This window comes from Aeromonas sp. QDB03 (genome assembly GCF_027707985.1).
Lineage (GTDB): Bacteria > Pseudomonadota > Gammaproteobacteria > Enterobacterales > Aeromonadaceae > Aeromonas > Aeromonas hydrophila.
In genome coordinates this window covers 954,149-974,601 of record NZ_JAPCJG010000001.1, presented here as the reverse complement: position 1 = coordinate 974,601, position 20,453 = coordinate 954,149, and the positions used below count along the sequence as shown (strand labels likewise).

The window sequence follows — 20,453 nt, the reverse complement described above, 5'->3', positions numbered from 1 at the left end:
AGTTCAAGGCTTGATGAGCCCACATGAGTTGCAAAAAAGGCGCCGCAAGGCGCCTTTTTCATTGGGTGATCGTCAGCCCCGTCGCGGCAGTGGCAGCCGCATGTAGGTAGCACCCTCGCCATATTCGGTGAGGGACTTGCGAGTACTGGCCGGCTGGAAGCCCTGCTTGCGCCAGAAGGCCGGCGCATCCTGTACCGCCACCAGACCGGCGTGCTCGAACCCTTCGTCTGCGGCAAACGCGAGGGCGGTGGCGAGCAGCCGCTGCCCTATGCCCTTGCCGCGGGCCTGCCGTGAGACGGCGAGATCGTGCAGATAGAACTCGTCGTTGCCGGCCAGGCGCTGAATGGGGACGGAGAGCGGCGGTGGCTGGTGGGCGCGCCAGGGGTGGCAGAGCAAATAGCCCAGCACCTGGCCCTGGTGTTCGGCCACCCAGCAGCAGGCGGGGGCCAGTTCGGCCTTGTTGCTCATGACTTCGATGGGCTCAGGATCCAGCTGGTGATAACACTCGTCCTGAATGGCCATGATGGCGGGCCAGTCGTTGGCCCGGGTCGTGCGGATCTTGATCATAGTGGTGGGGCATGGCTGCCCGAAAACGCTGATTAAACAATGGATTCGTCAACCAGCGTACCAGAACCGGGTCATGAACTGAACAGACATCTCCAAATGATGCCTTTTTTGATCAGCGCGCTGCCTGCTTGCTGACGACCTTGATGAGCTGGTAGCGCAGGGAAGGGGCATCTGCCGGCACATCGGTGAGCTGCTGCTTGCTGACGGTCAGCTGATAGCGGTAGCCGGCTTCAAACTGAAAGCCTTCAATCTGCTGATAGAACAGGGTCCAGGGCTGCTGCTCGTCACTGCGCACCTGCATGCACTGCATGGGACCGACACCGACGCAGTGTACCAGCTGGCTGTTGACGTAGAGGGTCTCGCCTGCAGTTGGCGTGGGGGCGCTTTGACAGGCGCTGAGCAGCAGGGCGGCAGCGGCGCTGAGGAACTGTGGTCTCATGATGAACTCCTTCGATGGAAAGGGGGGCATTAGAGCGGCAAATAAAAAGGCGGTCAATGACCGCCTTTGTAACAAAAAATCCGAAACCCGTGACTCAACGCTGGTCGAGCGGGGTGAACTCGCGTTGCGGCTGACCGGTATAGAGCTGACGCGGACGGCCGATCTTCTGATCCGGATCCGAGTGCATTTCGTTCCAGTGGGCAATCCAGCCGATGGTACGGGAGATGGCGAAGATCACGGTGAACATGGACATGGGGATGCCGATGGCCTTCATGATGATGCCGGAGTAGAAGTCCACGTTCGGGTAGAGCTTCTTCTCGATGAAGTAGGGGTCGGAGAGCGCGATGCGTTCCAGCTCCATGGCCACGTCCAGCAGCGGATCCTTGATCTGCAGCTCGGTCAGTACCTCGTGACAGGTTTCGCGCATCACGGTGGCACGGGGATCGTGGTTCTTGTAGACCCGGTGACCGAAGCCCATCAGACGGAACGGATCGTTCTTGTCCTTGGCCTTGGCGATGTACTCGGGAATGCGGTCAACGGAGCCGATCTCCTCGAGCATCTTGAGGCAGGCTTCGTTGGCACCGCCGTGGGCCGGTCCCCACAGGGAGGCGATCCCCGCGGCGATACAGGCAAACGGGTTGGCGCCGGAGGAGCCGGCCAGACGCACGGTGGAGGTGGAGGCGTTCTGCTCGTGGTCCGCATGCAGGGTGAAGATGCGGTCCATGGCGCGTTCGACGATGGGGTTGACCTTGTACTCTTCGGTCGGCACGCCAAACATCATGTGCAGGAAGTTGCCGGCATAGGAGAGGGCGTTACGCGGCTGCATGAACGGCTGACCGATGGAGTACTTGTAGCACATGGCGGCCAGGGTCGGCATCTTGGAGAGCAGACGGAAGGCGCAGATCTCGCGGTGCTCTTCGTTGTTGATGTCGAGGGCATCGTGATAGAAGGCGGAGAGCGCACTGACCACGCCGCACATGACGGCCATGGGGTGGGCATCACGACGGAAGCCGCGGAAGAAGAAGGCAATCTGCTCGTGCACCATGGTGTGGCGGGTGACCAGACGTTCGAATTCCGTGTACTGCGCCTTGGTGGGCGCCTCGCCGTACAGCAGGATGTAGCAGACTTCCAGATAGCTGGCCTGGGTGGCCAACTGGGCGATGGGGTAACCACGGTGCAGCAAGACACCCTGATCGCCATCTATGTACGTAATGGATGATTTGCAAGAACCGGTTGCCATAAAACCGGGGTCGAAGGTGAAGTACCCTTGCGCGCCCAGTTTTCTGACATCGATCACGTCGGGTCCGACAGTTCCTGACAGGATCGGGAGTTCTACCGGGTCTTTACCGGGTAGATGTAGGGTGGCTATCTTATCAGCCATAGCACGTCTCCTTTGCTCTTTTATAATTTGATTCCAGCTCTACTTTATTACGAGTTTGATGACGCTGGCAAAGGTTCTGACCCGTACCAGGGCGGCTGGAGCGCCTTATTTGAAACAGAGTTCAGGGCTGTTGTCAATTTTGCTGGATGATCATTAATGATTTGTTAAATGAGTTGTGAGATCTGGTTTACGGTTTTGGGTTTTCTTTGTAGCTAATTGATTGTCATTGGTTAAGCCCGCCGATATACTGCGCCTCGTGGGTGATGGCTGTCGGTGTTTGAAACGCTTTCGCAAAGCTAGATGTGATATTGAAAATGTTATTTTTGGCTTTCCTGAGTTGTTTTGGTAACAAAAACCTAACAAATGCCACTCCATGCCCTCATAAGCGTGTAAAAACAATAACTAACGTGCTCAATGGAGCTGAGTGGGCAAAGCCGTGAAAAATAAACAGAGACCTGTAAACCTCGACCTACAGACGATCAGCTTTCCTGTCACCGCCATCGCTTCCATCTTGCATCGTGTCTCAGGGGTCATCACCTTTGTGGCGCTCTCAATCTTGCTGTGGATGCTTGGTACTTCACTCGCCTCTCCCGAAGGATTTGAGACCGTGGTGTCCATCATGGACAACTTCCTGGTCAAATTCGTGCTGTGGGGGATCCTGACTGCGCTGGCTTACCACATTGTGGGCGGACTGCGTCACCTGGTCATGGACATGGGCTATTGGGAAGAGCTGGAATCCGGTAATCAGAGTGCCCGCGTGGCCTTCGTGATCACCGCGGTTTTGGCGGTATTGGCGGGGGTACTGGTATGGTAACCAATTCTGCAACCTTCGGGCGCAGCGGCGTTCACGATTACATCCTGATCCGCGCCACCGCCCTCATCATGACCTGTTATGTCCTCTACCTGGTGGGCTTTGTCGCGTTCAACGACATCAGCTACGAGGTGTGGACCGGCTTCTTCGCCAAAACCTTCACCAAGGTGTTCACCCTGTTGGCGCTGCTGTGCGTACTGATCCACGCCTGGATCGGTCTGTGGCAGGTGCTGACCGACTATATCAAGCCGGTGGGGTTGCGCGGTGCGCTGCAATTTGCCCTGGTAGTGGTGCTGTTCGTCTACCTGATGACCGGCTTCGTTGTACTGTGGGGGGTGTAAGGTGACTATTCCAACTCGTGAATTTGATGCGGTGGTGATCGGTGCCGGTGGCGCCGGCATGCGCGCCGCGCTGCAGATTGCCCAATCCGGCAAGAGCTGCGCTCTGTTATCCAAGGTATTCCCGACCCGTTCTCACACGGTTTCTGCCCAGGGCGGGATCACGGTTGCGCTGGGCAATGCCCACGACGACAACTGGCAGTGGCACATGTACGACACCGTCAAGGGCTCCGATTACATCGGTGATCAGGAAGCCATTGAATACATGTGCAAGACCGGCCCCGAGGCCGTTTATGAACTGGAGAACATGGGCCTGCCCTTCTCCCGCTTCGACAACGGCACCGTCTATCAGCGTCCGTTTGGCGGCCAGTCCAAGAATTTCGGTGGCGAGCAGGCGGCCCGTACCGCGGCGGCAGCCGACCGTACCGGTCACGCCCTGCTGCACACCCTCTATCAGCAAAACGTCAAGAACAAGACCACCGTCTTCTCCGAGTGGTATGCGCTGGATCTGGTGAAGAACCAGGACGGCCACATCGTCGGCTGTACCGCCATCGACATGGAGAGCGGTGAAGTCGTCTACTTCAAGGCCAAGGCCACGGTGCTCGCCACCGGCGGCGCCGGGCGCATCTACCAGTCCACCACCAACGCCCATATCAACACCGGTGATGGCGTCGGCATGGCGCTGCGCGCCGGGGTCGGCGTGCAGGACATGGAGTTCTGGCAGTTCCACCCGACCGGCATCGCCGGGGCAGGGGTGCTGGTGACCGAAGGTTGCCGCGGTGAAGGCGGCTACCTGCTCAATAAAGACGGCGAGCGCTTCATGGAGCGTTATGCGCCGAACGCCAAGGATCTGGCCGGTCGCGACGTGGTGGCCCGTTCCATCATGATCGAGATCCGCGAAGGTCGTGGCTGCGACGGTCCCTGGGGCCCGCACATCAAGCTCAAGCTGGATCACCTCGGCAAAGAGGTACTGGAATCCCGTCTGCCGGGCATCTGCGAGCTCTCTCGCACCTTCGCCCACGTGGATCCGGTCAAGGAACCCATCCCCATCATCCCGACCTGCCACTACATGATGGGCGGCGTGCCGACCAACGTGAACGGCCAGTGCCTGACCCAGGACAAGGACGGCAACGACGTGCCGGTAGTCGGTCTGTTTGCGGTGGGCGAAATCGCCTGCGTCTCGGTGCACGGTGCCAACCGTCTGGGCGGCAACTCGCTGCTGGATCTGGTGGTATTTGGCCGCGCCGCCGGCATGCATCTGGTCAACACCCTGAGCGAGATGGAGCACGGCCGCGCCGCCTCCGACGCCGATATCGACGCTGCACTGTCCCGCTTCAATCGCTGGGAAAATTGCCGTGACGGTGAAGATCCGGTGCAGATCCGCAAGGACCTGCAGCGCTGCATGCAGAACAACTTCTCCGTATTCCGGGAAGGCGATGCCATGGCCGAAGGGCTGGCCGAGCTGAAACTCATCCGCGAGCGCCTCAAGAACGCCCGTCTGGACGACACCTCCAAGGAGTTCAACACCCAGCGTATCGAGTGCCTGGAGCTGGACAACCTGATGGAGACGGCCTATGCCACCGCGGTGGCTGCCAACTTCCGTACCGAGAGCCGGGGCGCCCACAGCCGCTTCGATTTCCCGGAGCGTGACGATGAGAGCTGGCTGTGCCACAGCCTCTATCATCCGGACACCGAGTCCATGACCCGTCGCGCTGTCAACATGTCACCCAAGACCCGTGAGGCGTTCCCGCCCAAGGTCCGGACTTACTGATTGCGGAGCTAGCCCTATGAACGTCACATTCTCTGTCTACAGATACAATCCGGATGTTGATAACGTCCCTCATATGAAGGAATATCGTCTTGATATTCCTGAAGGTTCCGACATGATGGTGCTCGACGCACTGATCCAGCTCAAAGAGCTGGATCCCACGCTCGCCTTCCGCCGCTCTTGCCGCGAAGGGGTCTGTGGATCTGACGGTCTCAACATGAATGGCAAGAACGGTCTTGCCTGCATCACCCCGCTCTCCGATCTGCTGAAGAAGGGCAATAACGTCGTTATCCGCCCCTTGCCAGGCCTGCCGGTGATCCGTGATCTGGTGATCGACATGACCCAGTTCTACACCCAGTGGGAGAAGGTCAAACCCTTCCTCATCAACGACGAAAAATTGCCGCCCGTGCGTGAGCACCTGCAATCCCCCGAAGAGCGCGCCAAGCTGGATGGCCTGTACGAGTGTATTCTCTGTGCCTGCTGCTCCACCTCTTGCCCCTCCTTCTGGTGGAACCCGGACAAGTTCATCGGCCCGGCCGGTCTGCTCGCCGCCTATCGCTGGCTGGCGGACAGCCGCGATACCGCTGCTACCGATCGACTGGGTAATCTGGATGACGCCTTCAGCGTGTTCCGTTGCCACGGCATCATGAACTGCGTGAACGTCTGTCCCAAGGGCTTGAACCCGACCAAGGCCATCGGTCAGATCAAGTCGATGCTGCTCAATCGGGCTGTTTAGTATCAGGGCCAGGGCGTCACGCGCCAGGCCCGACCTCTGGATAGCCATCCGTCACCATGGCTGGATGGCTATTTAAACCCTACAAGCTGCGCTGCAGTGAACAAGATGTACAAGGGATAGAAATGCATAACGGCGTGATGAAGGCCTGGTTGGAGTCATCTCACCTGGCTGGTGCGAATGCAAGCTATATTGAGGATTTGTACGAATCCTTCCTGGAAGACCCCGAGTCCGTAGCCGAAGAGTGGCGCAGCCTGTTTAGCTCGCTGCCCCAGGTCAATGGCCATGCGATAGAACAACCTCACTCCCGAGTCCGCGATTATTTCCGTCGCCTGGCCAAGGATCCCTCCCGCTACAGTGCCCCCGTCTCCGATCCGCAAGTGGATGCCAAGCAGGTGCGGGTATTGCAGCTGATCAACGCCTTCCGCTTCCGTGGCCATCAAAACGCCAATCTGGATCCGCTCGGCCTCTGGGCGCGTGAAACCGTTGCCGAACTGGATCCCGCGTTTCACAACCTGCAGGGCGCAGACATGGAGGCCACCTTCAACGTGGGCTCCTACGCCATCGGTCGCGAGACCATGGTGCTCTCCGATCTGTATGCCTCGCTGAAGAAAACCTACTGCGGCAGCATCGGCGCCGACTACATGCACCTCACCTCCACCGAGGAGAAGCGCTGGCTGCAACAGCGTCTCGAATCCATCGAAGGGACGGGCAGCTACACCCTGGAAGAGAAGACCCGCTTCCTCGAGAGCCTGACCGCCGCCGAAGGGCTGGAAAAATACCTGGGCGCCAAATTCCCAGGGGCCAAGCGTTTCTCCCTGGAAGGGGGCGATGCCATGGTGCCTATGCTCAAAGAGCTTATTCGCCGCGCCGGTGAGCAGGGCTGCAAAGAGGCCGTCATCGGCATGGCCCACCGCGGCCGTCTCAACGTGCTGATCAACGTGCTGGGCAAGCGCGCCCAGGACCTGTTCGACGAGTTTGCAGGCAAGCACGGCGAATCCTGGGGCACGGGTGACGTGAAGTACCACATGGGCTTCTCGTCCGACTTCGCCACCCCGGGCGGCAACGTCCACCTGGCGCTCGCCTTCAACCCGTCTCACCTCGAGATCGTCAACCCTGTGGTCATCGGCTCGGTCCGTGCCCGCATGGACCGTCGTGGTGACAAGGATGGTTCGACCGTACTGCCCATCACCATCCACGGCGACTCGGCCATGGCCGGTCAGGGCGTGGTGGCCGAGACTTTCAACATGTCCCAGACCCGTGCCTATGGCGTGGGCGGGACGGTGCGTATCGTCATCAACAACCAGGTGGGTTTCACCACCTCCTATATCCGTGACCTGCGCTCCACCGAATATTGCACCGACATCGCCAAGGCGGTGCAGGCCCCCGTGCTGCATGTCAACGGTGATGACCCGGAAGCCGTGGTGCTGGTGACCCAGATTGCACTGGATTACCGCAATACCTTCAAACGCGACGTGGTGATCGAGCTGGTCTGCTACCGTCGTCACGGTCACAACGAGGCCGACGAGCCGAGTGCGACCCAGCCGCTGATGTACCAGAAGATCAAACAGCACCCGACCCCGCGCAAGATCTACGCCGACCAGCTGGTGGCGGAAGGCAGCATCAGTCAGGAGCTGGCCACTACCCTGGTCAACGAATATCGCGAGACCCTGGATCGCGGTGAGCGGGTGAGCAAGGAGTGGCGTCCGATGGAGCTGCACTCCGTCGACTGGACCCCTTATCTCGGTCACGACTGGGCCATGGCCTATGACAGCACGGTGCCGATGGATCATCTGAAGTCCCTCGGCGAGCGCATCAGCCAGTACCCGGCCACCCACGTGCTGCAGCGCCAGGTCGAGAAGATCTACGAAGACCGTCGCCTGATGGCCGCCGGCGAGAAGCTGCTGGACTGGGGCTTTGCCGAGACCCTGGCCTATGCCACCCTGGTGGACAAGGGCTCGCGCATCCGCTTCACCGGTGAAGACTCCGGCCGTGGCACCTTCTTCCACCGCCACGCCGTGCTGCACAGCCAGACCGATGCCAGCACCTACACCCCGCTGTGCAACCTGCACGACGAGCAGGGCCCGTTCGAGGTGTACGATTCCGTGCTGACCGAAAACGCGGTACTGGCGTTTGAATATGGCTACGCCAGCGCCGAGCCGGCCGGCCTCACCATCTGGGAAGCCCAGTTCGGCGACTTCGCCAACTGCGCCCAGGTGGTGGTGGATCAGTTCCTCTCCTCCGGCGAGCAGAAGTGGGGCCGGATGTGCGGCTTGACCATGCTGCTGCCGCACGGTTACGAAGGGCAGGGCCCGGAGCACTCCTCCGCCCGTCTGGAGCGCTATCTGCAGATGTGCGCCCAGCACAACATGCAGGTGTGCGTCCCGTCCACCCCGGCGCAGGTGTTCCACATGCTGCGTCGCCAGGTGGTGCGTCCGATGCGCCGTCCGCTCATCGTGATGACGCCCAAATCCCTGCTGCGCCACCCGCTGGCGGTGAGCAAGCTCGAAGAGCTGGCCGAAGGCACCTTCCAGAACGCCATCGGCGAGATCGATGCGCTGGATCCGAAGGGCGTCAAACGTGTGGTGTTCTGCTCCGGCAAGGTCTACTACGACCTGCTCGATGCCCGTCGCAAGGCCGAGCAGCAAGATGTGGCGCTGGTGCGAATTGAGCAGCTCTACCCCTTCCCGGAAGAGGAAGTGCGCGCCATCCTGGCCGACTACAGCCATGTCACCGACTTCGTCTGGTGTCAGGAAGAGCCGCAGAACCAGGGCGCCTGGTACTGCACCCGTCATCACTACGACAGCGTGCTGCCAAGCCATGCCCGTCTGCGTTATGCCGGTCGCCCGGCGTCGGCTTCACCGGCCGTCGGTTACATGTCAGTCCACGCCAAGCAGCAAAAAGCCCTGGTGGAAGACGCGCTGACCCTGGAATAAACCCGTTGCGAAGGAGAGGGCACGCCGCTGCGTCGACCCTCTCCGACTCTGGAACAAGCCTGCTGGCCAAGAAGTAACAAGGAACTGATTAGATGACTATCGAGATCAAAGTACCGGACCTGCCGGAATCAGTGGCGGATGCCACCATCGCCACCTGGCACAAGAAACCGGGTGATCTGGTTGCCCGTGATGAAGTGCTGGTCGACATCGAGACCGACAAGGTCGTGCTGGAAGTGCCGGCGCCGGAAGCCGGCGTGCTGGGCGACATCCTGCAAAGCGAAGGGGCCACTGTGCTCTCCCGCCAGCTGATCGCCATGCTCAAGCCTGCCCCGGTGGCCGGCGAAGAGACCAAGGAGAAGCCGGTTGAAGTGGTGGCCGATGACGCTGCCGATGGTCTGAGCCCCTCCGTGCGCCGCCTGGTGGCCGAGCATGACATCGACGTCGCCAAGCTGACCGGTACCGGCAAGGGCGGTCGCGTCACCAAGGAAGACGTGGAAGCCTTCATCAAGGGTGGCAACAAGCCTGCCGCCGCCCCGGTTGCCGCTGCAGCCCCGGCTGCACCGGTCGCCCCGCTGGCCGGTCGCACCGAGAAACGCGTGCCCATGACCCGTCTGCGCAAGCGCATCGCCGAGCGTCTGCTGGAGGCCAAGAACACCACCGCCATGCTGACCACCTTCAACGAGATCAACATGGCGCCCATCATGAAGCTGCGCAAGCAGTACGGCGAGATCTTCGAGAAGAAGCACGGCATCAAGCTCGGCTTCATGTCCTTCTACGTGAAGGCGGTGGTGGAATCCCTCAAGCGCTACCCGGAAGTGAACGCGGCGCTGGACGGTGACGACATCGTCTACCACAACTACTTCGACGTCAGCATCGCCGTCTCCACCCCCCGTGGTCTGGTGACCCCGGTGCTGCGTGACTGCGACAACATGAGCCTGGCCGACATCGAGAAGGCCATCAAAGACCTGGCCGGCAAGGGCCGTGACGGCAAGCTGACCGTGGATGAACTGACCGGCGGCAACTTCACCATCACCAACGGTGGCGTGTTTGGCTCCCTGATGTCCACCCCGATCATCAACCCGCCCCAGAGCGCCATTCTGGGCATGCACAAAATCCAGGACCGCCCCATGGCCGTCGACGGCAAGGTCGAGATCCTGCCGATGATGTACCTGGCGCTCTCCTACGATCACCGCATCATCGACGGCCGCGAGTCGGTGGGCTTCCTGGTCTCCATCAAGGAGCTCTTGGAAGATCCGACCCGTCTGCTGCTGGACGTCTAAAGACATCGGCCGGACCGGCAAGCCTTCGGCTTGACGGCTCGCGCCACAAGCTTGCTGCCGGACTTCCCGTTCGGCGGCAAGCGGGGGCCAAGCCGGCCTCGACGGAACGTCTGAGTGAAAGTGAAATTAGAAAGATAACGAGGGGCCGCCTTGGCCCCTTTCACAGGGGATTGAGAAACACGAGCCCCGGACGGAAATACCTACAACACGGATAGAGCATCTATGAATCTGCATGAATATCAGGCAAAACAGCTGTTTGCCGAGTATGGCCTGCCGGTCTCCGAAGGTTATGCCTGTGCCACCCCGCAGGAAGCGGCCGAAGCGGCCGACAAGATTGGCGGCAACACCTGGGTCGTCAAGTGCCAGGTCCACGCCGGTGGCCGCGGTAAAGCGGGCGGCGTCAAGCTGGCCAAGAGCAAGGACGAGATCCGTGCCTTCGCCCAGAACTGGCTCGGCAAGAACCTGGTGACCTATCAGACTGACGCCAACGGTCAGCCGGTTACCAAGATCCTGGTGGAATCTTGCACCGACATCGCCAAGGAGCTCTATCTGGGCGCCGTGGTTGACCGTGGCTCTCGCCGCGTGGTCTTCATGGCCTCTACCGAAGGTGGCGTGGAGATTGAGAAAGTCGCCCACGAAACCCCGGAACTGATTCACAAAGCCGCCATCGATCCGCTGGTTGGTCCGCAGCCTTATCAGGCCCGCGAGCTGGCCTTCAAACTGGGTCTGGTTGGCGAGCAGATCAAGCAGTTCACCAAGATCTTCATGGGTCTGGGCCAGATGTTCCTGGACTGCGACTTCGCCCTGCTGGAAATCAACCCGCTGGTGATCACCGCTCAGGGCAACCTGCACTGCCTGGACGGCAAGATCAACATCGATGCCAACGCCCTGTACCGTCAGCCCAAGCTGCGCCAGATGCACGATCCATCCCAGGATGACCCCCGCGAAGCGCACGCCGCCCAGTGGGAGCTGAACTATGTGGCGCTCGATGGCAACATCGGTTGCATGGTCAACGGCGCAGGTCTGGCCATGGGCACCATGGACATCGTCAACCTGCACGGCGGTTCACCGGCCAACTTCCTGGACGTCGGCGGCGGCGCCACCAAGGAGCGGGTGACCGAGGCGTTCAAGATCATCCTCTCCGACAGCAAGGTACAAGCCGTGCTGGTCAACATCTTCGGTGGCATCGTGCGCTGCGACATGATCGCGGAAGGCATCATCGGCGCCGTCAAGGAAGTGGGGGTGAAAGTGCCCGTGGTGGTGCGTCTGGAAGGCAACAATGCCGAACTGGGTGCCCGTAAACTGGCCGACAGCGGCCTCAATATCATCGCCGCAACGAGTCTGACTGACGCAGCTCAGCAAGTGGTAAAAGCAGCGGAGGCCAAATAATGAGCGTTCTGATCAACAAAGACACCAAGGTGATCTGCCAGGGCTTTACCGGCGGTCAGGGCACTTTCCACTCCGAACAGGCGATTGCCTACGGTACCCAGATGGTCGGCGGCGTCTCCCCGGGCAAGGGTGGCACTACCCACCTGGGCCTGCCGGTGTTCAACACCGTCCGTGACGCCGTGGAAGCCACCGGCGCCACTGCCTCCGTCATCTATGTGCCGGCCCCGTTCTGCAAGGACGCGATCCTGGAAGCCATCGATGCCGGCATCAAGCTCATCGTCACCATCACCGAAGGCATCCCGACTCTGGACATGCTGGACGTCAAGGTGAAGCTGCAGGAAACCGGCGTACGGATGATCGGCCCCAACTGCCCGGGCGTCATCACCCCGGGTGAATGCAAGATCGGCATCATGCCAGGCCACATCCACAAGCCGGGCAAGGTGGGCATCGTCTCCCGCTCCGGCACCCTGACCTATGAAGCGGTCAAGCAGACCACGGACGAGGGCTTCGGCCAGTCCACCTGCGTCGGCATCGGTGGCGACCCCATCCCGGGTTCCAACTTCATCGACATCCTGGAGATGTTCCAGAATGACCCGCAGACCGAAGCCATCGTGATGATCGGCGAGATCGGCGGCAATGCCGAGGAAGACGCGGCGGCCTACATCAAGGCCCACGTCACCAAGCCGGTGGTCTCCTACATCGCGGGCGTCACCGCCCCGGCAGGTAAGCGCATGGGTCATGCGGGCGCCATCATCGCCGGTGGTAAAGGCACCGCGGCCGAGAAATTTGCCGCCCTGGAAGATGCCGGCGTGAAAACCGTGCGCTCCCTGGCCGATATCGGCAAAGCCCTGCGTGAAGTGACCGGCTGGTAATTTCTTCCGGTCCGTTATCTCTGATTAAAATGCCGCCCAATGGGCGGCATTTTTATTTCTAATGATTTGACATTATTATCTGTTCTCGTGAATTTAAGAATGCTTTTCTATTTTGGTAAAGAGGATATATGGAAATTTCATTGCTTGCGGATAGTCCGCATGAAGTATCGACAATCGTCGACTGGTATTTCGATGAATGGGCCTCTCATGTGCCCGGTGTTACGAAAGAGATGGTACGTAGAAAGGTTGAAAGCATAGCTCTAAATAGAAACTTTCCATTTAGCTTGGTTGCACATGACGATAGAGAACTGGTTGGAACATTGGAGCTGAAAATTCAGGAAAATAAAAACCACCCTGAATATGAGTTCTGGATTGGTGGTGTCTATGTTCCTGCTGCACACCGTAGAAAAGGCATTGCCAAAAAAATGATTAATGTCGCCAGGGACATGGCCGTTTCCCGTGGTGTTGCGACACTCTACTTGCAGTGCGAAACACATAACGTTGACTTCTATCGTGAACAAGGCTTCAACGCAATACATGAATCAAATCATGGTCACTGGGAAACGACTATCATGGTATGGCACGCGGCTGTATAAAAATGGTTTATAGGGGAGGTCGCAAGATTGGTTACATTTGGCCTACCTGATTGTGAGAGTTTGCTGTAATTGGCCATTCGTATTGAATGGCTCGTAAACTACAAGCCTGTGTTTGAGACCGTATTGTTCGAGTCAACGTTGCGATTTACCACGGAAGTTTGCCTGTTTCCAAGCAAATAAAATCCCGTGAATTAACATCATCACGCTCGATCATGTCAACCAGTCTGCTTGCGGATTGCTCCGGTGTCAGCGTCGCATCGGCAGGGGCCATTTCGGTGAGCAGTGCCCCGGGGTGGACCGATATCACTTTAATACCCATGCTTTCCAAATCATCCGCCATGCAGAGTGACAACATATTCTGGGCCGCCTTCGCAATGCGATAAGAGAAAGAGCACTTAATTCCCTTGGTTGCGCCTGCTGCTTGCATGTTCAATGATCCTCTCCTTGAACTTATATTGACGATCAAGGATGGTTGCATTCTATTTGCATGGCTCAGCAGGGCGTTGACGGTAGAAAGAGCACCGACACAGTGCGTTTTAAATTCATAAATGAGTTGGTCGCCTGTGCTGCGTTTGGTATCTATACCCGGAGTGCCAGCGGAGCCAGCATTATTTATGACAATATTTATCTCCGTGTTCTCTATAAATTCGGAAAGCTGTGCCTCATAGTTTTTATGAGTTACATCAGCAACAAGCACAGAGACTCCAGGGTATGTAGCCGTCAGCATGTCATAGGCATTGACAGTTCTGACAACCGCATAAACCTGATACTTGTACTCATAAAAAGTTTGGACGAGTGCCAGCCCTAATCCTCTGCTTGCCCCCGTTATCAATACTGCCTTCATCACACCATCCATTAATCCATATGGCCAGTTTATGTTCATCCGCAGGTTCGAATAGCAGAGCATATTCGGATCTGCGGGGGAGGCTAGTATGCCACAGCTATTTCCGCCCATCAGTGGGTAGAAATGACAGCCGTTAGATGGAGATCTAACAACCTGATTATCTGGATGGGATCACATGAATCGTCGGTAATCGCATCGACCTCATACGATAGGCAAAACCTCCACCAACCTTGAAAAATCGGGCCATAGGGCGTATAACCACGCGCTTGTCAGTGTATTGAGTGAGCCAACTTTTATGCAGCAGAGTGAACCCGTGCAGAACGCCCCCTTTTGGCAGGTAAAAAGCCTGCAACAGATGACCATGATGGAGTGGGAGTCCCTGTGCGACGGCTGCGGCAAGTGCTGCCTGAACAAGCTGATCGACGAGGACACCGAGGAGCTGGTGTTCACCAACGTGGCCTGCAACCTGCTCAATACCAAGACCTGCCAGTGCTCCGACTACGGCAACCGCTTTAAAAAAGAGCCGGACTGCCTGCAGATCACCCACGACAAGATTGCCGAATATGACTGGCTGCCTTCTACCTGTGCCTATCGCCTGCTGGCGGAGGGGCAGAGTCTGCCAGAGTGGCATCCGCTTATCACCGGCAGCCGCAGCGCCATGCACCAGGCCGGTCAGTCGGTGCGCGGCAAGGTGGTGCACGAAGTGGATGCCGGCGACTGGATCGATCACATCATTACCTGGGCCAGCTAACGCCAGGCCTGTCTATCGGGCCAGTCGCAAGCCGTACCAACTGCGAAGGGGCAGGGGAGTCATCACTCTCTTGCCCCTTCGGCTTTCTGGCTCCTTACAAAGCGCTGTGAAGGCGCCTATTTATCGGCCTTGCCCGCCGCATCGGCAAGTTTGGCCAGCTGTTTTTCATACCAGGCCACCGAGCGGTTTTCATCTTCCGCCCGCTCCTTGCGCCGGATGGCATTGCGCACCGCCATGGCCCCCAGCCAGCGAAACGGCTCGGGCGGGAAGTAGCCGCGCGGGCCGCTGACCAGCGCGCAGTCGCGCCACGGCTTGTCCTCCTCCCGCACTTCATCGCGCACCAAGGCCGCCAGGATCTGGCCGCCGATCCAGCTCTGTGCCACCCCGTTGCCGGAATAGCCGAGGCCATAGACGATATTGGGCTGCCCTCGCCAGTGGCCGAAGAAGGGGAGGCCATCTACCGAGCGGTCGGAGGCGCCGCACCAGCTGGCGGCGATGGGCACCTCTTTGAGCGCCGGAAAGAAGCGGCGCAGGGTGCGGGTGAGGGGGGCAAGATAACGGCTCGGCGCATCGAACTCGGCCAGATGGCGGTTGGCAAAGGCGAAGGTGTTGCCCCCCTTGCCCAGCATCAGCCGCCCTTGCGGGGTGGAGCGGTAGTAGTGGACAAAGGTGCGGCCATCCACCACGGAGCGGCCGTGCGCAAGCTGCTGGGCAGCCAGTGCATCCGGCGCGGGGTCGGTTATCACCATGTCGGAGGAGACCAGCACGATACTGCGGCGAAACTCGCGAAAGTGCTGCACCATGGCGCTGTTGAGGGCCAGCACCACCTTGCGGGCACATACCTCACCTTGCGGCGTTTGCACCCGTGCAGGCTGGCCTGCCTCAAGCCGCTGCATGGGGGAGTGCTCATAGACCTCGACCCCCAGCTCCCGCGCCACCCGCAGCAGGCCGCGCACCAACAGTGCCGGTTGCACCGAACCCGCGTGGGGACTGTAGAGCCCCTCCAGATGAACGTGGGAGCCGCTCTGACTCGCCAGTTCATCCTCTTCAATCGCCTGCCACTGGTTAAGGTCGGCTCGCTGTAGCTCCCGTAATACCGGCTCCATCAGGCCGCGCTGCGCCTCGCTGGTGGCGGTGTAACAGGTGCCCTCGACCCTCAGCTGTGCCTCTATGTTGTGCGTTTCGCAGAAGCGTGCAATCTCGTGTACCGCCTGCTCGGATCCTTGCACCAGCCAGGCGGCCTGCTGCTCGCCAAAGAGGCGCTTTAAGGTCAGGTATTTGGCCGACCAGGTGAGCAGGCAGCCGCCGTTGCGCCCGGAGGCACCGCTGCCGCAGCGATCTTTCTCCAGCACCATGATGCGCAAGTGTGGCTCGACCTGTTTAAGGGCGATGGCGCTCCACAGCCCGGTAAAGCCGCCACCGACGATGCAGACATCGACCTCGTGGTGGCCGACGAGGGGCGTGGGCGGCACGGGCTGTTCGGCGGCGAGCGCTTCGGCCAGCCAGAAGGGGAGAGTGGACATGATGACTCCTCGACAAGGTTATGGGTGGCGCCAGCGCTGGGTGCGATCCAGCAGGGTGCGGCTCAAAAAGAGCTGGAGCAGCTTGACGGTGGCGGCGGCCAGCAGGATCAGGGTGGCCATGGCGGCGGCCGCAGCGGTGTCGCCGGAATCCTCCATATTGAGCACGGCGATGGAGGCGAGCACGCTGTCGCTCGAATAGAGGAAGATCACCGCCGAGGTGGTGGTCATGGCGTTGACGAACAGATAGATGAAGATTTCCAAGAGCGCTGGCAGGGAGGCGGGCAGGGTGACCCGCCAGAACGCCTTCCAGAGCGGAATGCGCAATGAGATGGCCACCAGCTCCAGCTCCTTGGGCAACTGCTTGAGGCTGGTCAGCGCCGTCATATGGCCCACCGTGTAGTAGTGGATGACGCAGGAGAGCACCATCAGCGGCAGAGTGCCATAGAGAGTGCCAAAGAGCGGATTGCCGTTGAAAAAGAAGATGTAACCCAGCCCCAGCACCATGCCGGGTACCGCCAGCGACAGCATGGCGAGCAGATGCAGCAACTGGCGCAGCGGCGCGAAGTGGCGCCCCTTCTCCTGTGCCCAGGCCAGCACCATCACCAGCACGGTACCGATAAGCGCGGTATAGAGGCCCAGCTGCAAGGTGTTGGTAAAGGGCTGCCAGCCATAGACACTGTTGCTGTCAAAGGCGTAGTGATCCAGCGTCAGCCCGAGGTTGTAGGGCCAGAACTGCACTAGGGAGCCGTAAACGGCCATACCCACCAGCGCCAGAAACAGCAGTGCCCAGAGCGTGCACCAGCCGAGCGCCAGCAGATCCCGCAGCCGATGGGGCGTGGGGCGATAGGGCACCGCCTTGGTGCTGCTCTGCTCCTGCATCTTGCTGCGCACCCTGTGCTCCAGCGCAAAGCTCAAGAGCGCCGGCAGCAGCAGGGTGACGCTGGCAACGGCGCCCAGCGAGAAGTTCTGCATCCCGATCACCTGTCGGTAGATGTCGGTGGCCAGCACGCTGTACTGGCCGCCAATCACCTTGGCCACCCCGAAGTCGCAGATGGTGAGGGTGAAGACGGCGATGGCGGCGCTGAGCAGGCCATAGCGGGCGGTGGGCAGGGTGACGGTGACAAAGGTGCGCCAGCCGCGGCTGCCGAGCACCCGGGAGGCTTCATAGAGGCGAGCATCGCTCTGGCCCAGCGCCGTGATAAGGATCATCAGGGCGTGGGGGAAGCACCAGAAGCCCAGACCGATGACGATGCCGATGGGGCCGTAGATGCTCTCGCCGCCGAGCAGCCCCTTGGCAACTCCCTGATTGCCAAACCAGTAGACCAGACTGATGGCGGGCAGCAGGGAGGGCATCAACAGCGGAATAAGACCGATGAGGCGAAACAGGGGCTTGCCCGGCATGCAGGTGCGGGTGAGGGCATAGGCGTAGCCAAAGGCGATGGTTACCACCAGCGCGGTGATCAGCACCCCGAGCCAGAGGGTGTTGCCGATGGTGCGCCCCAGATGAGGGGAGTCGAAATAGGCGCTGAAATTGGCAAGCCCCACCCAGAGGCCGTTCTCATCCTGCAGGCTCTTTTGCAGCATGGTGAGCAGTGGCAGCAAGAGGCCCCCCACCAGTAGAGCGATGCCGAGCAGAAGCAGGATCAGTTGCAGCAGCTGATCCCGGCTCCAGCCGCGACAAAGCCGCTGCCAGCGGGCGTCTTGCCGGGCTGGCGCTGGCGGCAACAGGGAGGAGGTCGTGAGGGGGGCTGTCATGGGCGATCTCCTTCAAACAGCTGCATCGCCCCGGCGGGCCAGTGCAGCGAGCAGCGCATGCCGCTGCGCCAGCCACCCTGTTCGTGGCGGGGCAGCTCGTGGGTCGGGCGCTCCACCAGGATCTGCTGCGGGCCCAGATAGGTGTCGGCGGTGCAGATAAGGCGCTGGGCTGCGCCGAGAAACTCCACCTGATCAATCTGTGCGTCGATGCCGTGCTGCCCAAGAGACAGCTCGCTCGGCGCACTCAGGGTGATCGCCTCGGGGCGGATCGCCACCTGCAATTTGCTGCCGGCCGCGGCCCGGTTGGCAAGTGTCAGCGGCTGCTCGTTAAGGCGCACCTGAGTGGGACTCAGCACCAGGGTCTCGAGGAAGTTCATGGTGCCGACAAAGCTTGCCACGAAGCGGCTGGCAGGCTGGTGGTAGATCGCCTGCGGGGTGCCCACCTGCACGATGCGGCCGCCCTCCATCACCACGATGCGATCGGCCATGGTCAGCGCCTCTTCCTGATCGTGGGTCACCATGATGGTGGTGATGCCAAGGCGCTGCTGCAGGGCGCGAATCTCGCTGCGAAGGTGGGTGCGCACCAGCGCATCCAGCGCACTGAGCGGTTCGTCCAACAGCAAGAGGCCAGGGGATAGGGCCAGTGCCCGGGCCAACGCCACCCGCTGCTGCTGGCCGCCGGAGATCTGGCTTGGGTATTTGTGGGACTGGGCCGTGAGATCCACCAGTCCCAGCCAGTGATCGACCCGCTCCTTGATGAGATCCCGTGCCAGCCTTTGATTCTCAAGGCCGAAGGCGATGTTCTGGGCCACCGTCAGGTTGGGAAAGAGGGCATAGGACTGAAACACGATGCCAAAGTCGCGCTGCTGGGGCGGCAGCTGGGAGATATTGCGCCCTCCTTGCCAGATCTCGCCACTGTCCGGCAGATCCAGCCCGGCGATGGCTCTGAGCAAGGTGGTCTTTCCGCAGCCTGAGGGGCCGAGAAAGCAGATAAACTCCCCCGGCTCAATGGTCAGAGAGATCCCCTTGAGGGCCTGAAAAGCACCGAACTGCTTGTTGAGATGTTGAATGTCCAGATAGGGCTGGGTCATGGTTCGACTCGCTACTGATTTGGTATATACCAGTTTACGGGCAAAATGTGACGGTCAGGTGATCGGGGGATGACAGCTTGATGACCGTCAGATGACATCGGGTCGCCAGCAAGTGGCTTGGTCGCTTGTAGATGGGTTAGGTGCCACCCATTGAGAACGACACAAACAGGGGAGGAGATGCCAAAAAGCGAAGGCCAACTTGAGTTGGCCTTCGGCAATGAATGGGTCGATGGCGACGTGCTGCCATCGCACAAACCAGCCCTCAGCGGGATTACTGCTTGGCTTCGGTCTTGCCGTCGAAGCTGGCGCTCCACTGGGCCAGGATGGCGTTGCGCTCGCGGGCAGCCCAGCCAAAGTCGTTGTCGATCATCTGGCCCTTGATGTTGGCAGGATAACCGGCTCTGGGCTTGGCCACATCCGGGATGGCAACCACAGCGAAGGACTTGTTGTAGAGGGCGTTGGCCTGTTCGGTGGCGGCAAAGTCGAGCAGCTGTTTGGCGGCCTCCAGCTTGGGGGTGCCCTTGATGATGGCGGCGGCTTCCATATCCCAGCCCGAACCCTCTTTCGGGAACACCACCTCGATGGGGGCCCCCTTGGCCTTGAGGCTGGTGGCCGGGAAATCGAAGGAGATACCGATCACCGTCTCGCCGCTGGCGGCCAGCTTGCAGGGGGCGGAGCCCGAGTGTGTGTAACGGTCGATGTTTTGGTGCAGGCCGTTCATAAATTGCCAGCCCTGCTGCTCGCCCATGGTCTGCAGCCAGCCCGCAACGCTCAGGTAACCGGTGCCGGAGGAGCTGGGGTTGGGCATGATCACCTTGCCCTTGTAGATGGGCTTGGTGAGGTCGGCCCAGCTGGTAGGAGCCGGGATCCCCTGTTTCTCGGCCTCTACCTTGTTGAAGCAGATGGCGCTGAAAAAGGCGTCCAGACCGATCCAGTGCGGCTCGGCCTTGCTGTCGCGAAAGCGGCTGTCGAGCTTCTCCAGTCCTTTCGGTGCATAGGCATTGAGCATCTGCTGCTGATCGAGCTGCATCAGGCTGGTGGCCGCCAGTCCCCATACCACATCCGCCTTGGGCTGGGCCTTTTCTGCCAGCAAGCGGGCGGTGACCACGCCGGTGGAGTCACGCACCCACTTGATGTTGATATCCGGATGCTGGCGCTCGAACGCGGTTTTCAGCTCGCCGAGCTGCTCCGGTTCGAAGGCGGTGTAGACGGTGAGATCGGTGGCGGCCAGTGCCGGGGCTGTCGTGGTGGCCAGCACGGCGGCGGCCAGCAGATGGGTTCCCTGTTTCATCCTCTTCTCCATATAAGTTGGCTTGGTATAAACCAGATTGGTCGAGAGAGAGGCTAGGGGATCTTTATGACGTGACCGTGACGGCCCC

General features: G+C 60.1%; 18 protein-coding genes. 10 read left to right on the top strand and 8 right to left on the bottom strand.

All coding sequences use genetic code 11. The features are described from left to right. Window positions 1-72: 72 nt before the first annotated feature. The 3 genes from PG900_RS04285 to PG900_RS04275 all read right to left on the bottom strand — a co-directional run bounded on the left by PG900_RS04285 (window position 73) and on the right by PG900_RS04275 (window position 2,387). Window positions 73-567, bottom strand: a complete 495-nt coding sequence (locus PG900_RS04285; RefSeq protein WP_270830980.1) for a GNAT family N-acetyltransferase — start codon at window positions 565-567, stop codon at window positions 73-75. 112 nt (window positions 568-679) lie between these two features. Further along, window positions 680-1,006, bottom strand: coding sequence for a DUF4377 domain-containing protein (locus PG900_RS04280; protein ID WP_270799079.1), 327 nt, complete (start codon window positions 1,004-1,006; stop codon window positions 680-682). Window positions 1,007-1,100: 94 nt separating this feature from the next. Then, the gene (locus PG900_RS04275) at window positions 1,101-2,387 is read right to left on the bottom strand and encodes a citrate synthase (protein ID WP_005300205.1); all 1,287 of its coding nucleotides are present in this window, start codon (window positions 2,385-2,387) and stop codon (window positions 1,101-1,103) included. A 424-nt stretch (window positions 2,388-2,811) separates the two neighbouring features. Here PG900_RS04275 and sdhC point away from each other — a divergent pair, with 424 nt between their 5' ends. The 9 genes from sdhC to PG900_RS04230 all read left to right on the top strand — a co-directional run bounded on the left by sdhC (window position 2,812) and on the right by PG900_RS04230 (window position 13,110). Then, on the top strand, window positions 2,812-3,201 hold the full coding sequence (sdhC, locus tag PG900_RS04270; protein WP_011705795.1) for a succinate dehydrogenase cytochrome b556 subunit: 390 nt from the start codon (window positions 2,812-2,814) through the stop codon (window positions 3,199-3,201). Beyond that, window positions 3,195-3,539, top strand: coding sequence for a succinate dehydrogenase, hydrophobic membrane anchor protein (gene sdhD / locus PG900_RS04265; RefSeq protein ID WP_011705796.1), 345 nt, complete (start codon window positions 3,195-3,197; stop codon window positions 3,537-3,539). The genes sdhC and sdhD overlap by 7 nt, the downstream gene beginning before the upstream one ends. 1 nt (window position 3,540) lies before the next feature. Beyond that, on the top strand, window positions 3,541-5,307 hold the full coding sequence (gene sdhA / locus PG900_RS04260) for a succinate dehydrogenase flavoprotein subunit (RefSeq protein ID WP_011705797.1): 1,767 nt from the start codon (window positions 3,541-3,543) through the stop codon (window positions 5,305-5,307). 16 nt (window positions 5,308-5,323) lie between these two features. Continuing rightward, window positions 5,324-6,040, top strand: a complete 717-nt coding sequence (locus PG900_RS04255) for a succinate dehydrogenase iron-sulfur subunit (protein WP_011705798.1) — start codon at window positions 5,324-5,326, stop codon at window positions 6,038-6,040. Window positions 6,041-6,162: 122 nt separating this feature from the next. After that, on the top strand, window positions 6,163-8,973 hold the full coding sequence (gene sucA / locus PG900_RS04250) for a 2-oxoglutarate dehydrogenase E1 component (RefSeq protein WP_043162312.1): 2,811 nt from the start codon (window positions 6,163-6,165) through the stop codon (window positions 8,971-8,973). Window positions 8,974-9,065: 92 nt separating this feature from the next. Next, complete coding sequence (odhB, locus tag PG900_RS04245) at window positions 9,066-10,253, top strand: 2-oxoglutarate dehydrogenase complex dihydrolipoyllysine-residue succinyltransferase (RefSeq protein WP_146061808.1); 1,188 nt, start codon at window positions 9,066-9,068, stop codon at window positions 10,251-10,253. A gap of 222 nt (window positions 10,254-10,475) precedes the next feature. Further along, on the top strand, window positions 10,476-11,642 hold the full coding sequence (gene sucC, locus PG900_RS04240) for an ADP-forming succinate--CoA ligase subunit beta (RefSeq protein WP_016350506.1): 1,167 nt from the start codon (window positions 10,476-10,478) through the stop codon (window positions 11,640-11,642). Next, entirely contained in the window at window positions 11,642-12,514 is an 873-nt protein-coding gene (gene sucD / locus PG900_RS04235; RefSeq protein WP_005300222.1) for a succinate--CoA ligase subunit alpha, read from the top strand. The genes sucC and sucD overlap by 1 nt, the downstream gene beginning before the upstream one ends. Before the next feature lie 128 nt (window positions 12,515-12,642). After that, window positions 12,643-13,110, top strand: a complete 468-nt coding sequence (locus PG900_RS04230) for a GNAT family N-acetyltransferase (RefSeq protein ID WP_135354320.1) — start codon at window positions 12,643-12,645, stop codon at window positions 13,108-13,110. A 145-nt stretch (window positions 13,111-13,255) separates the two neighbouring features. On the opposite strand, the gene PG900_RS04225 is transcribed toward PG900_RS04230, so the two are convergent. Continuing rightward, on the bottom strand, window positions 13,256-13,954 hold the full coding sequence (locus tag PG900_RS04225; protein WP_197918148.1) for an SDR family NAD(P)-dependent oxidoreductase: 699 nt from the start codon (window positions 13,952-13,954) through the stop codon (window positions 13,256-13,258). A 295-nt stretch (window positions 13,955-14,249) separates the two neighbouring features. Between PG900_RS04225 and PG900_RS04220 the strand changes: the two genes are divergently transcribed. Continuing rightward, window positions 14,250-14,705, top strand: a complete 456-nt coding sequence (locus tag PG900_RS04220) for a YcgN family cysteine cluster protein (RefSeq protein WP_045525058.1) — start codon at window positions 14,250-14,252, stop codon at window positions 14,703-14,705. A 116-nt stretch (window positions 14,706-14,821) separates the two neighbouring features. Here the strand turns inward: PG900_RS04220 and PG900_RS04215 are convergent, their stop codons facing one another. The 4 genes from PG900_RS04215 to PG900_RS04200 all read right to left on the bottom strand — a co-directional run bounded on the left by PG900_RS04215 (window position 14,822) and on the right by PG900_RS04200 (window position 20,365). Then, window positions 14,822-16,228 (bottom strand): FAD-dependent oxidoreductase, encoded by a 1,407-nt coding sequence (locus PG900_RS04215; RefSeq protein ID WP_270799093.1) that lies wholly within the window; start codon window positions 16,226-16,228, stop codon window positions 14,822-14,824. Between the two features lie 18 nt (window positions 16,229-16,246). Next, window positions 16,247-17,983, bottom strand: a complete 1,737-nt coding sequence (locus tag PG900_RS04210) for a putative 2-aminoethylphosphonate ABC transporter permease subunit (protein ID WP_270830979.1) — start codon at window positions 17,981-17,983, stop codon at window positions 16,247-16,249. Continuing rightward, window positions 17,980-19,074, bottom strand: a complete 1,095-nt coding sequence (locus PG900_RS04205; protein WP_270799097.1) for a putative 2-aminoethylphosphonate ABC transporter ATP-binding protein — start codon at window positions 19,072-19,074, stop codon at window positions 17,980-17,982. Before PG900_RS04205 ends, PG900_RS04210 begins: the two co-directional genes overlap by 4 nt. A gap of 271 nt (window positions 19,075-19,345) precedes the next feature. Continuing rightward, window positions 19,346-20,365, bottom strand: coding sequence for a putative 2-aminoethylphosphonate ABC transporter substrate-binding protein (locus PG900_RS04200; RefSeq protein WP_270799099.1), 1,020 nt, complete (start codon window positions 20,363-20,365; stop codon window positions 19,346-19,348). Window positions 20,366-20,453 lie beyond the last annotated feature (88 nt).